This is a genomic window from Pseudomonas sp. RA_15y_Pfl1_P11 (assembly GCF_963970975.1).
Taxonomy (GTDB): domain Bacteria; phylum Pseudomonadota; class Gammaproteobacteria; order Pseudomonadales; family Pseudomonadaceae; genus Aquipseudomonas; species Aquipseudomonas tritici.
Genome location: NZ_CAXAOY010000012.1, coordinates 16,839 through 30,198, shown reverse-complemented (window position 1 = coordinate 30,198; position 13,360 = coordinate 16,839). Strand labels below are relative to the sequence as shown.

The 13,360-nt window shown below is 58.9% G+C and carries 12 protein-coding genes and 1 pseudogene; 6 read left to right on the top strand and 7 right to left on the bottom strand.

The genetic code is table 11. The features are described from left to right. Positions 1–8: 8 nt before the first annotated feature. Genes AACY44_RS16190 through AACY44_RS16175 form a run of 4 tightly spaced genes read right to left on the bottom strand, consistent with a single transcriptional unit; the run spans position 9 to position 3,026 of the window. Positions 9–791: an amino acid ABC transporter ATP-binding protein gene (locus AACY44_RS16190; RefSeq protein WP_339415865.1), complete on the bottom strand. Its 783-nt coding sequence runs from the start codon at positions 789–791 to the stop codon at positions 9–11. Beyond that, complete coding sequence (locus AACY44_RS16185; protein ID WP_339427604.1) at positions 788–1,450, bottom strand: amino acid ABC transporter permease; 663 nt, start codon at positions 1,448–1,450, stop codon at positions 788–790. The genes AACY44_RS16190 and AACY44_RS16185 overlap by 4 nt, the downstream gene beginning before the upstream one ends. Positions 1,451–1,461: 11 nt before the next feature. After that, positions 1,462–2,124, bottom strand: coding sequence for an amino acid ABC transporter permease (locus AACY44_RS16180; RefSeq protein WP_339415861.1), 663 nt, complete (start codon positions 2,122–2,124; stop codon positions 1,462–1,464). Positions 2,125–2,177: 53 nt separating this feature from the next. Then, a complete protein-coding gene (locus tag AACY44_RS16175; RefSeq protein ID WP_339415860.1) occupies positions 2,178–3,026 on the bottom strand; it encodes a transporter substrate-binding domain-containing protein in 849 nt (282 codons plus the stop codon). Positions 3,027–3,357: 331 nt separating this feature from the next. On the opposite strand from AACY44_RS16175, the gene AACY44_RS16170 reads away from it, so the two are divergent. Beyond that, the gene (locus tag AACY44_RS16170) at positions 3,358–3,606 is read left to right on the top strand and encodes a hypothetical protein (protein ID WP_339415859.1); all 249 of its coding nucleotides are present in this window, start codon (positions 3,358–3,360) and stop codon (positions 3,604–3,606) included. 71 nt (positions 3,607–3,677) lie between these two features. After that, positions 3,678–3,959 (top strand): annotated as a pseudogene (locus AACY44_RS16165) (thioredoxin family protein); the annotation flags it as partial. A gap of 28 nt (positions 3,960–3,987) precedes the next feature. On the opposite strand, the gene AACY44_RS16160 reads toward AACY44_RS16165, so the two are convergent. Next, positions 3,988–5,556, bottom strand: coding sequence for a TerC family protein (locus tag AACY44_RS16160; protein WP_339427605.1), 1,569 nt, complete (start codon positions 5,554–5,556; stop codon positions 3,988–3,990). Positions 5,557–6,031: 475 nt separating this feature from the next. On the opposite strand from AACY44_RS16160, the gene AACY44_RS16155 reads away from it, so the two are divergent. Both AACY44_RS16155 and AACY44_RS16150 read left to right on the top strand, forming a co-directional pair. Continuing rightward, on the top strand, positions 6,032–7,039 hold the full coding sequence (locus AACY44_RS16155; RefSeq protein ID WP_339415857.1) for a substrate-binding domain-containing protein: 1,008 nt from the start codon (positions 6,032–6,034) through the stop codon (positions 7,037–7,039). Between the two features lie 69 nt (positions 7,040–7,108). Further along, positions 7,109–8,224 (top strand): MDR/zinc-dependent alcohol dehydrogenase-like family protein, encoded by a 1,116-nt coding sequence (locus tag AACY44_RS16150; protein ID WP_339506363.1) that lies wholly within the window; start codon positions 7,109–7,111, stop codon positions 8,222–8,224. Positions 8,225–8,299: 75 nt separating this feature from the next. Here AACY44_RS16150 and sohB read toward each other — a convergent pair whose 3' ends face one another. Beyond that, positions 8,300–9,325: a protease SohB gene (gene sohB, locus AACY44_RS16145; RefSeq protein ID WP_339415853.1), complete on the bottom strand. Its 1,026-nt coding sequence runs from the start codon at positions 9,323–9,325 to the stop codon at positions 8,300–8,302. A gap of 193 nt (positions 9,326–9,518) precedes the next feature. On the opposite strand from sohB, the gene AACY44_RS16140 reads away from it, so the two are divergent. Both AACY44_RS16140 and AACY44_RS16135 read left to right on the top strand, forming a co-directional pair. Continuing rightward, the gene (locus tag AACY44_RS16140; protein ID WP_339415851.1) at positions 9,519–10,229 is read left to right on the top strand and encodes a histidine phosphatase family protein; all 711 of its coding nucleotides are present in this window, start codon (positions 9,519–9,521) and stop codon (positions 10,227–10,229) included. A 56-nt stretch (positions 10,230–10,285) separates the two neighbouring features. Then, positions 10,286–10,600 (top strand): SCP2 sterol-binding domain-containing protein, encoded by a 315-nt coding sequence (locus AACY44_RS16135; protein WP_005788868.1) that lies wholly within the window; start codon positions 10,286–10,288, stop codon positions 10,598–10,600. A 123-nt stretch (positions 10,601–10,723) separates the two neighbouring features. On the opposite strand, the gene AACY44_RS16130 is transcribed toward AACY44_RS16135, so the two are convergent. After that, positions 10,724–13,360, bottom strand: a complete 2,637-nt coding sequence (locus AACY44_RS16130) for an MGH1-like glycoside hydrolase domain-containing protein (RefSeq protein ID WP_339530642.1) — start codon at positions 13,358–13,360, stop codon at positions 10,724–10,726.

The following is a 13,360-nucleotide window of genomic DNA, read 5'->3' as shown; positions in this document are numbered from 1 at the left end:
GCTCCTGATTAAAAACGAATGTTCTTGAGAAATTCCGCCAGGCGCGGCGATTGCGGGCGTTCGAAGATGTCCTTCGAGGTGCCCTGCTCTTCAATGCGGCCCTGGTTCATGAAAACGATTTTGTCCGAGACTTCATAGGCAAAGCGCATCTCGTGGGTAACCAACAACATGGTCATGCCCTCTTCCGCCAGGCCCTTGATCACGCTGAGCACTTCGCCCACCAACTCGGGATCGAGGGCCGAGGTGACTTCGTCGAACAGCATCAGGCTCGGGTTCATGGCAATCGCGCGGGCAATGGCCACACGTTGTTGCTGCCCACCGGAAAGCTGGCCGGGGAAGTGGTTGCGACGCTCTAAAAGCCCTACGCGGTCCAGCCATTTTTCCGCCAGCGCGACGGCTTCGTCCTTGCCCATTTTCTTGACCTTGAGCAGGCCAAGGGTAACGTTCTGCAACGCAGTCAAATGTGGGAAAAGGTTGAATTGCTGGAACGCCATGCCGGTCATCGCACGGTGCTGGGCGATCACCCGTTCAGGATGACGTACGCGCTTGCCGGCAATCTCGCTGTAGCCGATGGACTCGCCATCCAAGGTGATCTGGCCGCCCTGGAACTCTTCGAGCAGGTTGACGCAGCGCAACAGCGTGGTCTTGCCCGAGCCGCTGGAGCCGATCAAGGTCACCACATTGCCGCGCTGCATGGAGAGGTCGACGCCCTTGAGCACTTCGACTTCGCCGTACTGTTTGCGCAGGCCGCGAATGTTCAGCAGCGGTTGGGTTGTTTGAGGTTGGTTCATGGCAAGGCCACCCGCTTTTCAATGTAGCGACCGAATAATTCGATGGCGTAGTTGATGACAAAGAACAGAAACCCGGCGAACAGGTAGAACTCCAGGGTCATGAAAGTGCGTGCGATCACTTGCTGGGTGCTCAGCAGCAGCTCGGCCACGCCGATCACCGAGAGCAAGGTCGAGGCTTTGACGATTTCCGTCGAGGAGTTGACCCAAGTCGGCAGGATCTGGCGCAGCGCCTGGGGCAACAGCACGTAGCCCAGGGACTGGTAGAACGTCAGGCCAATCGCCCTGCCCGCTTCCAGTTGCCCACGGGGAATGGCTTGCAGCGCGCCGCGCACGATTTCCGATACGTGGGAGCCGCAGAACAACGTCAGCCCGACCGCACCGGCCTCAAACGCGCTGATTTGCCAGCCGAGTGCCGGCAGCATGTAGAAACACGCCAGCACCAGTACAAATACCGGTGTGCCACGGATCAAGTCGACATACAGACGAAACGGCGCACGCATCCAGAATTTGCCGTAGGTGAGGATCAACCCGGCGACGATGCCGATCAGGGTGCCAAAGATAATGGCCAACGCCGAGACATACACGCTGGCCTGGAAGCCCGCCCAGAGCGTCTCCCGGGCGATCCACAACTCATGCAGCCAGCTTGGGGATTGGTACATGGAAACCTCGCTTAACGACGGATCGCCAGGCGCTGTTCCAGGTAACGGAGCAGCATGGCGATGAGGTAACAGGCAGCCACGTAGAGCGCGGTCGTGACCATCCAGGTTTCAATCACCCGGTAGCTTTCGACGTTGATCTTGCGGGCGTAATAGGTCAGCTCCGGCACCGCGATGGCGGCGGCGAGCGAGGTGTCCTTGAACAGCGAAATGAAGTTGTTCGACAGCGCAGGCAGCACGTTGCGCAGCATCACCGGCACGGTGATGTAGGCGCGGATACGCCACTCTCCCAGGCCAATGGCCAAGCCGGCTTCACGCAGGCCCTTGGGAATGTTCAACAGCCCGGCGCGGAACACTTCCGTCAGATAGGCACCGGCGTAAAGCGACAAGGTGAGGATGAACGAGGGGATCTTGTCCAGGCGGATACCCAGGCTGGGCAAGGCGAAGTAGATCAACAGGATCAGTACCAGGATCGGCGTATTGCGCACCACCGTCACATACACCGAGGCGAAGATTCGCAGCGCGCCGTGCCTGGATAGCATGGCAAACGCCATCAGCAGGCCAATCACGCAGCCGATGGCGATCGACAGCAATGCCAGTTCCAAGCCCAGGCCGAGCCCCAACAGCAAGGTATCGAAATCGCGCCAGACGGCGGCAAAGTTCAACTGATAGTTCATGGTCGACAGTACCTGAATGGGGGCGCCGCTCGCGGCGCCCCGACTTTCATGAATTACTTGAACTCAACCGGGAAACCGATCGCCGGCTCCGGCAGATCAACGCCGAACCACTGCTTGAACGAGGCCTTGTAGGTGGGGAATTCCACACCGGTCATGGCTTCATGCAACGCGGTGTTGACGAAGTTCAGCCAATCCTGATCGCCACGCTTGACGGCGCATGCATAGGTCTGCGGGCTCCAGGCGTAGGCCGGGCTGCGGTAGCGGCCTGGGTTCTGCACCATCAGATATTTGACCGAGGACTGGTCGGTGGCGGCGGCGTCGGCGCGGCCGGAGTTCACGGCCTGGTACATCAGGTCGACGCTGTCGTACTGGTCGACCTTGGCCTTGGGCAAAGCCTGATGCACCAGCTCTTCGGCGTACACGTTTTGCAGCACGGCCACAGTCACGCCATCGCCGCCCGCCTGCAGGTCTTCAATCTCTTTGTACTTGCTGTTGTTTGGCAGCAGCAGGCCCACGCCTTCGCGGTAGTACGGCAGGGTAAAAGCCACTTGCTGCGCGCGGCTGGCGGTGACGGTAATGAACTGACAACTCATGTCGACCTTGTCGGTCAGCAGGTTGGGAATGCGTGCGTCGGACGACTGCACCACAAACTCGACCTTGCTTGGGTCGTTGAACAAGCCCTTGGCCACGATGCGGCCGATGTCGATATCAAACCCCTGCAACTTGCCATCCGCTCCCTGGAAGTGCCACGGCGCATTGGTACTGCCTGTACCCACGATCAGGTGCCCCCGTTTGAGCACGTTATCGAGCTTGCTGTCCGCCGCTTGCACAAGGCTGGCGAGGGAAGCCGATGCGACGAAGAGAAAAACACACGCTTTAAACACGGAAGGTCGGTGATGCATGACAAGCACTCCAAGAGATGTGTATTCCGCTATACCGGAACATAGTATGTAACAACGGAATAGACAGCAGGAAGTGTGCCACACGTAGTAACAGAAAAATATGATTGGAATAAATTCGTTATGAATCAGTTAGATGAGTATTTTTTCGACGAGGCGTTGCGCCATCACCTGAAATGCCCCTGCTACCCAAGGCCCCCCACAACGGTGATCAGCCCCACTGGGGTGCGCCATAACAGTGTTACCGCGCACCCGTGCAGTGCACGCCCACCATTGAAAAATCCTTGCCCTGGGCTAGCCTTGGCATATTCATGTCGATAAGGACCCCGCCCTGATGAAGCTACGTCTCAGCCTGTTTCTGCTGGCCTTCCTGGTGACCAACGGCGCCTCCGCCAGCAAAGATCGTCGTGACTGCAAGGAAGAACTGCGCAAGCTCAACGAAGCCTTCAGCACTCGCTACACGAGCCAGAATCACCACGGCTATCGCGAAGCGAAGGCCTCCAGGAACAACTTGGAATACAAGAAATGCGCGAGCCAGGCGCGCAAGGCGCGGGAACGCTTGGAGCGTAAGGAGGACCTGTGAAGATTGACAGTAGACGAGGGTGATTGCCGGGCTTAGCGTTGACAAAAACCAGCGCTGCCCGGGAGATCATTATGGAGATTGCTACGCAAAAAATTTCTGATGCCAAACACTTTCAAAGGGTGCTGAATACGCCACGCCCAGTGTTCATTCTGTTTATTTCCGACCACTGCCCCGCCTGCGTGAGCGCAGGCCCCTTGTTCGAACGGATTGCCTCAAGACATCCCTGGATAGTGAGCATCGTGCTTAATTGCGTGAAAACGCCGAGGCACCCAAGCGTAATGGGCACCCCAACGTTGCTGATCTACCTCAACGGAACCTTGATGGAGGTGTTCAAAGGTTTCGGTCCTGAGCAAGAACAGGTGCGGTTTGTGACAGATACGTTCAAACGTTATGACCAGCGCAAGGTCGCAAAACCACCTGCGTTACCCGCCGCTCCTCCACCGCCGCCACCGTCAAGCGCCAGCCTTCATGCTCCAGGCTATCGCCCACCACCGGCAAACGGTCCAGCAGGCTCATCACCAGGCCGGCCAACGTCTGATAGTCCTCGGTCGCAGCAGCCTTGAAGCCTGTGCGCTGACTAACCAGATTGAGGTTCAACGCACCATTGGCGCGGAAACCATCGCCCTCCTCGACGATATCCGGCCCCTCGACCTCACTGGCATCCGGCAACTCACCAGCAATCGATTCAAGAATGTCGGTCATGCTCAACACGCCCATGAAATCACCGAATTCGTTGATCACAAAAGCGATGTGGGTCGACTCCTGACGCATCTGCTCCAGGGCGTTGAGGATCGAAAAACTCTCCAGCAAGTTGATTGCACGGCGCGCCAAATGCTCCAGGTTAGGTTCGTTGCCGGCCAGGTACTCCTTGAGCAGCTCCTTCTTGTGCACAAAGCCTAGGGGCTCATCGACGGCACCGTTGCGAATCAACGGCAAACGCGAGTAGGACGAATGCATCAATTTTAGGCGGATAGTGTCGGGATCGTCCGCCAGATCGATACAGTCAACCTGGGCACGCGGCGTCATCAGCGTGCGAATCGGCCGTTCGGCCAGTTGCAGCACGCCACTGATCATCACGCGTTCACGTCGGCCAAACAGCGGACCTTGCGTCGCATCAGACTCGCCGAGCAAATCGGCCACGTCTTCGCCCACCTCTTCCACCGCGAGGCTGCGGCCGCCGAGCAAACGCATCACCGCGTGAGCGGTACGCTCGCGCACCGGCAGCACACCTTGCGCCGACTTCTTGCGACGGGCGCGGGCAATCTGGTTGAACACTTCGATCAGGATCGAGAAACCAATGGCGGCGTACAGGTAGCCCTTGGGAATATGGAAGCCCAGGCCTTCGGCGGTCAGGGCGAAACCGATCATCATCAAGAAGCCCAGGCACAGCATGATCACGGTCGGGTGCGCATTGACGAAGCGGGTCAACGGCTTGCTCGCCACGATCATCAGGCCGATGGACACGATCACCGCGATCATCATCACCGCCAGCTCGTCGACCATGCCCACGGCGGTAATCACCGCATCCAGGGAGAACACCGCATCAAGCACCACGATCTGCGCCACGATTGGCCAGAACATCGCGTAGGCGACGTTACCGGTTCGCTGTGTGACATGGCCCTCCAGGCGCTCGTGCAATTCCATGGTGGCCTTGAACAGCAGGAACACACCACCAAACAGCATGATCAGGTCACGGCCGGAGAAGCTCTTGTCGAACACCTCGAACAGTGGCTGGGTGAGGGTCACCAACCAGGAAATACTCGCCAACAGGCCCAGCCGCATCAGCAGCGCCAGGGACAAACCGATCAAGCGCGCACGGTCACGCTGCTCGGGCGGCAGCTTGTCCGCCAGGATCGCAATAAACACCAGGTTGTCGATGCCCAGTACCAGTTCCAGCACAATCAAGGTCAACAGGCCGAGCCAGGCCGTTGGATCCGCTAACCATTCCATCTATAAAGCCTCTTCAATCGAATTTCAGAATGCCAGACACGGCAAGGCACGGTCAGGGGCCCGGGACAAGACTAGCAGTCGGAATACGGGGTGCTTCAGCGGGAATAGCAGCAGCGGTTGTCTTGGGGAAAGACGACTGGGAGGCTCCGAGAGGGTGTTCATGCAAATCCTGCAATGACAAAAGGATCTGAATCGTACAGGCGAATCCGAACCTCTCCACAACCCAAACTATTACAAGATCTGTAAAACCTGCCAAATTAATACGACCATATGATCATCAATTGAAATTAATATCACGCGAAAACATTAAAAATAAGGCAATAACCTCATAAAAAATCCAATAATTTGCAATAGTAGGCCTATTTTCAGGTTTCATGCGAAAAAATTTGACTGATCAGATTTTCATTTGCTAAACATATGATCACAACAAGGCAATGCATGAACGACTGACCACAACAATAAATAGGTGCTCATCATGAAACCTGGTTCGACCATCGCCGCCGCAGCGGCCCTCACCCTACTCGCCAGCAGCCTCGCCCTGGCCGCCGACGGCAAGACCTACAAGGTCGGTGCCGCGGTCTACGGCCTCAAGGGCCAGTTCATGCAGAACTGGGTACGCGAGCTCAAGGAACACCCCGCCGTCAAAGACGGCACCGTGCAACTGACCGTATTCGACGGCAACTACGACGCACTGACCCAGAACAACCAGATCGAAAACATGGTGACCCAGCGCTACGACGCCATCCTGTTCGTGCCCATCGACACCAAGGCCGGCGTGGGCACCGTCAAGCAAGCCATGAGCAACGACGTGGTGGTCATCGCCTCCAATACGAAAGTAGCCGATGCCTCCGTACCCTATGTGGGCAACGACGATGTGGAAGGCGGCCGCTTGCAGGCACAAGCCATGGTCGACAAGCTCAACGGCAAGGGAAATGTGGTGATTATTCAGGGCCCGATCGGCCAGTCGGCGCAGATCGATCGGGAAAAAGGTGAACTGGAAGTGCTGGGCAAGCACCCGGACATCAAGATCATCGAGAAAAAGACCGCCAACTGGGACCGCGCCCAGGCCATGACACTGACTGAAGACTGGCTGAACGCCCACCCCAAAGGCATTAACGGCGTGATCGCGCAAAACGATGACATGGCCCTAGGCGCCGTACAGGCACTGAAATCCCACGGCCTGACCGCCAAGGACGTACCGGTCACCTCCATCGACGGCATGCCAGATGCGATCCAGGCGGCGAAAAAAGACGAAGTCACCACCTTCCTGCAGGATGCCCAGGCTCAATCCCAAGGCGCGCTGGACGTGGCCCTGCGTGCACTCGCCGGGAAGGACTACACACCACAATCGGCGATCTGGGAGCGCTACGCCAAAGACGTGAAATGGGCCGATGGCACCGCGAAGAACTACATCTTGCCCTGGGTGCCCGTGACTAACGCCAACGCCGACGCGCTGTACAAGCAAGTCAGCGGCGCCAAATAAACCATTGCCGGTTGATCGCTCCCGTGTCCGCACGGGAGCGATGAGTTCACTTTTGCCCCGAGGCCCGCCATGTCCACCGTTACCGAACGTTCGCAAGAACAACTATTCCCGATCATCCCGAAAACCATGCAGGCAGTGGTCTGTTATGGCCCGGAAGATTATCGTCTGGAAACCGTCGATGTACCTGTGCCCGGCCCTGAGGAAATCCTCACCAAGGTCGAGCTGTGCGGCATCTGCATGGGCGATATCAAGACCTATCGCGGCGCGCCCTCGTTCTGGGGCGATGCCGAGCAGCCGCGCTATGTGAAACCGCCGATGATCCCCGGCCACGAATTTGTGTGCCGTGTGGTCGCCCTGGGCCCCGGCGCGGAAAAACGCGGTGTGAAGGTCGGTGATCGGGTCATTTCCGAGCAGATCGTACCGTGCTGGGGCTGCCGCTTCTGCAATCACGGCCAGTACTGGATGTGCCAGAAACACGACCTGTATGGCTTCCAGAACAATGTGCAGGGCGCCATGGCCCAGTACATGATTTTCACCAAGGAAGGCATCATCCACAAAGTCCCGGACGCCATCGCTCCGGACGAAGCCATCTTGATCGAACCTCTCGCCTGCTCGCTGCATGCCGCCGAGCGCGCCAATGTCGACTTCGATGACGTGGTGGTAGTCGCTGGCGCTGGTACGCTGGGGCTGGGCATCATCGGCGCAGTGCGCATGCGTAATCCGAAAAAACTTATCGTGCTGGACATGAAACCCGAACGCACCGCGCTCGCCCTACGCATGGGCGCGGACGAAGTGTGGAACCCGGCGGACGTTGACGTGCTGGCGAAGATCCGTGAAATCACCGACGGCTACGGCTGCGACATCTACATCGAAGCCACCGGCCATCACAAAGCGGTCAACCAGGGCCTGGCGATGCTGCGCAAGCTGGGGCGTTTCGTTGAGTTCAGCGTATTCAATGACGAGGCGACGGTGGATTGGTCGATCATCGGCGACCGCAAGGAACTGGACGTGCTCGGCTCGCACCTGGGGCCCTACATGTACCCACGCGCCATCGACTTCATCGGCAACCGCAAGATCGACATGCGCGGCGTAGTCACCCACACGTTCGCCCTGGCAGACTTCAAGGAAGCGTTCGCAGTGATGGAGCGCGGCGACAAGTCCCTCAAGGTCGTACTCGAGCCTTAACCGTCACCGCCAAACCAATGTGGGAACGGGCTTGCTCGCTCCCACAATGGATTCAACTAAACGCTCAGAATCGAGTTACCAAAATCGCTGCTGGGTCAACCGGCTCCACCAGGTCAGCAGAACCCGGTCTACCGAGCCACTCGCCGCCAGGCCAACCCGCTCCTGCAAGCTCTTGCGCTCGGCGTAGTGCAGGTGGAACACCTCGGCGGTCTTGGCCTTGGTGGCCAGGTATTCGTCGCTGGTTTGCAGCTCATCGACCAATTGCTTGTCGAGCGCAGCAACACCCAGCCACACTTCTCCGGTCGCAACATCATCGATTGCCAACTGCGGGCGATAACGCGAGACGAAATTCTTGAACAATTGGTGAGTGATGTCCAAGTCTTCCTGGAACTTCTCGCGGCCCTTCTCAGTGTTTTCGCCAAACACCGTGAGGGTGCGCTTGTATTCACCCGCGGTCAGCACTTCGAAGTCGATGTCGTGTTTTTTCAACAGGCGGTTGACGTTGGGCAACTGCGCCACCACGCCAATGGAGCCAAGGATGGCAAACGGTGCACTGATAATCTTCTCGCCAATGCACGCCATCATGTAACCGCCGCTGGCTGCGACCTTGTCGATGCACACGGTCAACGGTACGCCCGCCTGACGGATACGCGCCAGTTGCGAAGACGCCAAGCCGTAGCTGTGGACCATGCCGCCGCCACTTTCCAGGCGCAGTACGACTTCGTCCTTTGGCGTGGCCAGGCTCAGCAGTGCGGTGATTTCATGGCGCAGGCTCTCAGTGGCCGAAGCCTTGATATCGCCGTCGAAATCCAACACAAACACCCGTGGCTTGGCCTCGGCTTTCTGTTTGCCTTTCTTCTTTTCAGCCTTGCCTTCGGATTTTCGCAACGCCTTGAGCTGGTCTTTGTCGAGCAGGCTCGACTCCAGGCGCTCACGCAGGCCCTTATAGAAATCATTGAGCTTGCTGACCTGCAACTGGCCGGCGGATTTGCGACGACCTTTGCTGCGCAACGCCGCGAAGCTGATCAGTACCACCAGAATAGCGACCACCAGGGTAACGGTCTTCGCCAGAAAGCTCGCGTATTCGGCCACAAAATCCATAGTTCTCCTTACAAGTGCAGTGCGCCAGGCGCGGATGGCCCCAGCATACCGACGGTGCTTGCCGTGAGCCAGCGCTCAAACCGCCACCAGGCGCCCTCCAACGCACTTTTAAAACAAGCGTATGTTTTTTCATTGACAGCTTGAAGGCATCCTCATAACCTCGCCAGACTTTCAACGTACCGGGAAAACGGACGTGGGCAGCATCTATCTGATTCGACATGGCCAGGCCTCCTTCGGTGCAGACGACTATGACGTCTTGTCGCCCGTCGGCGTGGAGCAAGCGCAAGTGCTCGGTCGCCACCTGGCGGACATGGGCCTGGTGTTTGATCGCTGCGTGGCCGGCGACCTGCGCCGCCAGCAACACACCGCCACCGCCGCCTTCGAACAATACAGCGCACTGGGCCTGCCGGTACCGGCATTGGAAGTCGACAGCGCTTTCAACGAATTCGATGCCGAGGCGATCATTCGCGCCCTACTCCCTGACCTGCTCAGCCACGAACCCGAAGCCCTGGAGATCCTGCGTAATGCCGCGCAGAACCGCAGCGAATTCCAGCGCATCTTCGCCTTGATCATTGAACGCTGGCTGGCCGGCACCTATGACACGCCAGGACTGGAAAGCTGGTTGGGTTTCGTCGAGCGTGTCCAAGGCGGCCTGCAACGTATTCTTGAAGCGGCGGACAACACGCAGAAGATCGCGGTGTTCACCTCCGGCGGCACCATCACCGCCCTGCTCCACCTGATTACCCGAATGCCCGCCGCCCAGGCGTTCGAACTGAACTGGCAAATTGTTAACACCTCGCTCAACCAGCTGAAATTCCGCGGTCGCGAGGTGACACTGGCTTCCTTCAACAGCCATACCCACTTGCAACTGTTGAGGGCGCCGCAGCTCATCACCTTCCGATGAACTGCGGCCAACCGTGACCCCAAGGTCACTGGACTCTACCCTAAAGGATCGAAACCATGACTGACGTAGCCAAAGCTGTAGAAGCAATGAAAGCCAAGTTCAACCCAAGCGCTGCCGAAGGCCTGGACCTGGTGTTCGGTTTCCGTATCGACGACACGAAGAACTTTTCCCTGGTCGTCAAAGACAAGACCTGCGAGCTGCAGGAAGGCGAAAACCCGGACGCCCAAGTGACCCTGGTCATGGACAGCGAAACCCTGGAAGGCATCGTCGACGGCTCCACCGACGGCATGCAGGCCTTCATGGGCGGCAAGCTGCGCACCGAAGGCGACATGATGCTGGCGATGAAGCTGAGCGAGCTGTTCCCTTCCTGATTCACGGGTAACCCTGGATCCCTGTGGGAGCGGGCTTGCTCGCGAATGCGGTGGGTTAGTCACATATTCGTTGACTGACCCACGCATTCGCGAGCAAGCCCGCTTTTTATTGTGCGGTGTGACTCAGATTTTCGGCTGCAGCAACAACGCCACCAACGCACTCCACCCGGTCTGGTGCGACGCGCCCAGCCCACGCCCGGTCTCGCCATGGAAATACTCATGGAACAGCACCAAATCACGACTCTCCGGATCCGCCTCCAACGGCGCATACCCCGCCATCGACGGCCGCAGGCCATTTTCATCCCTTAGAAACAACCGGGTCAGCCGCTGACTGAGGCTCTCAGCTACTTCCTCCAGCGACGACAGATAACCACTGCCCGTCGGGTACTCCACCGAGAAGTTATCCGCGTAGTAACGGTGGAACTCGCGCAGCGACTCAATCAACATATAGTTCACCGGCATCCACAACGGCCCCCGCCAGTTGGAGTTACCACCGTACAAACGCGAGTCGGATTCGCCTGGCTGATAGCAGGCACTCAGCGTGGTGCCATTCATCTTCAACGCCATGGGTTGCTCGGCGAAGGCCTTGGACAAGGAGCGCACGCCAAAGGGCGCCAGAAACTCGCTGTCATCGAGCATGCGCCGCAGCAGGTCTTTGGTGCGCTCACCGCGCAACAGCGCCAGCAGCAGGCGATTGCCCTGCCCCGGCTCATTCCAGCGCGAGACCAGCTTTGCCAAGTCCGGCCGGTGATGCATGAAACCCAAGAGCCGCTCGCGCAACCCCTCCACACGTTGATGCTCGTGCTGTTCCAGCACCAGTACGGCAAACAGCGGCATCAGGCCGACGATGGAGCGCAGGCGCACCGGCTCGTTCTGGCCGTCGGGGCGGTGCAGCACATCGTAGAAGAACAGGTCCTGCTCATCCCACAGGCCTTCGGCACTGTCGTCGACGCGGTTGATAGCGCCGGCGATGTACAGGAAGTGCTCGAAAAACTTCACCGCGATGTCGACGTAGACGACGTTACGCTTGGCCAGCTCCAGGCCGATGCGCATCAAGTCCAGGGCATAGGCCGCGACCCATGCCGTACCGTCGGCCTGATCCAGTTGGTAACCCGGAGGCAACGCGGCCGAGCGGTCGAACAAGGCGATATTGTCCAAGCCCAGGAAACCGCCCTGGAACAGGTTGCGGCCCTCGGCATCCTTGCGGTTCACCCACCAGGAAAAATTCAGCAGCAACTTGTGGAATATCCGCTCAAGGAAATCCATATCGCCTACACCGTTCAGCGTCTTGTCCTGCTGATACACCCGCCAACTGGCCCAGGCATGTACCGGCGGGTTGGCGTCGTCAAAACGCCACTCATAGGCCGGCAACTGGCCGTTGGGATGCATGAAACGGTCTTTCACCAGCAGCAACAGCTGTTGCTTGGCGTATCCCGGATCGATCAGCGCCATGGCCACCGCCTGGAAGCCCTGGTCCCACGAGGCATACCACGGGTACTCCCAGGTGTCGGGCATGGAGAGAATGTCGAAATTCGACAGGTGTCGCCAATGGGTGTTGCGGATAAGCAGGCGCTCGGGCGGTGGCGCGGGTTGCGCCGGGTCGCCGTCGAGCCATTGGTTTACGTCGAAATAGTACAGCTGCTTGGACCACAGCAGTCCGGCCAACGCCTGGCGCTGCACATTGCGCGCATCGTCGCTGGCCATGCCGTGTTGCAAAGCGGCGTAGAACTCGTCGGCCTCCTGGCGGCGCTGTTCGAACAGCTTGCGCGCGTTGACCTGCGGCGCGTCGACGGGAGCAAAACGCAGGTAGAGGGTTTTACTGTCAAGGCCGTCCAGCTCGAGAATGAAGCGCGCCGCGACTTTGGTGCCGCTGTCACGACGAATCGCCGCTTGAACACCCTCGACCACGTAATCATTGATCCCGTCCTTGAAGGGGCCTGGCGCCGGTTGCCCATGCAGCCTGGGATAGTTGCTTTCGTTCTCGCAGAACAGCCACTCCACCCCATCCTGGCCCCAGGCGCTGAGATGACGATCAGGCAGTTCATGATGGCGCGCCAGCACCGACTCTGCATCCAACGTCAACAGCGGCCTGGGCGCATCAATGGTCCAGCTCCAGTCATTGCGCGCCCACAGTTGGGGCAGCACCTGCAAGCGGGTCGGCTGGTCCGAGCGGTTCTTCACGGTGACCCGCATGAAGATGTCGTCGGGCTGATGCTTGGCATATTCGACGCTGACGTCACAGTAACGGTTGTCTGCGAACACCCCGGTGTCGAGGATTTCGTACTCGGCATCCTCCAGGCCACGGCGGGCGTTCTCACTGATCAGGTCGGCGTAGGGAAAGGCTGCGTGGGGATATTTGTAGAGCATGCGCATGTAAGCATGGCTCGGCACGCCGTCGACGAAAAAGTACAGCTCCTTGACGTCTTCGCCGTGGTTGCCCTCGGCGTTATTAAGGCCGAACAGGCGCTCCTTGATGATCGCATCGCGCTCGTTCCACAGGGCCAGGCCCAGGCACCAGCGTTGCGCCTTGTCGCTGAAACCCGCCAGGCCATCTTCGCCCCAGCGGTAGGCACGGCTGCGGGCATGTTCATGGGGAAAGTAAGACCAGGCGTCGCCGTCGGCGCTGTAGTCTTCGCGCACCGTGCCCCATTGGCGTTCGCTCAAGTAAGGGCCCCATTCGCGCCAACGCTCGGCATCCGGCGTCGCCAGGCGTTGGCCTTCGATGGTTCCAACTATTCGGGTGTCGGGTGCGGCCGCCAT

Bases quoted from the DNA above. Each gene is read 5' to 3' on its own strand.
- AACY44_RS16170 (WP_339415859.1), top strand. From the start codon at position 3,358: ATGAAGCTACGTCTCAGCCTGTTTCTGCTGGCCTTCCTGGTGACCAAC.
- AACY44_RS16135 (WP_005788868.1), top strand. From the start codon at position 10,286: ATGACTGACGTAGCCAAAGCTGTAGAAGCAATGAAAGCCAAGTTCAAC.
- AACY44_RS16130 (WP_339530642.1), bottom strand. From the start codon at position 13,360: ATGGCGGCCGCACCCGACACCCGAATAGTTGGAACCATCGAAGGCCAA.
- AACY44_RS16160 (WP_339427605.1), bottom strand. From the start codon at position 5,556: ATGGAATGGTTAGCGGATCCAACGGCCTGGCTCGGCCTGTTGACCTTG.
- AACY44_RS16175 (WP_339415860.1), bottom strand. From the start codon at position 3,026: ATGCATCACCGACCTTCCGTGTTTAAAGCGTGTGTTTTTCTCTTCGTC.
- AACY44_RS16155 (WP_339415857.1), top strand. From the start codon at position 6,032: ATGAAACCTGGTTCGACCATCGCCGCCGCAGCGGCCCTCACCCTACTC.
- AACY44_RS16150 (WP_339506363.1), top strand. From the start codon at position 7,109: ATGTCCACCGTTACCGAACGTTCGCAAGAACAACTATTCCCGATCATC.
- AACY44_RS16185 (WP_339427604.1), bottom strand. From the start codon at position 1,450: ATGTACCAATCCCCAAGCTGGCTGCATGAGTTGTGGATCGCCCGGGAG.
- AACY44_RS16180 (WP_339415861.1), bottom strand. From the start codon at position 2,124: ATGAACTATCAGTTGAACTTTGCCGCCGTCTGGCGCGATTTCGATACC.
- sohB (WP_339415853.1), bottom strand. From the start codon at position 9,325: ATGGATTTTGTGGCCGAATACGCGAGCTTTCTGGCGAAGACCGTTACC.
- AACY44_RS16190 (WP_339415865.1), bottom strand. From the start codon at position 791: ATGAACCAACCTCAAACAACCCAACCGCTGCTGAACATTCGCGGCCTG.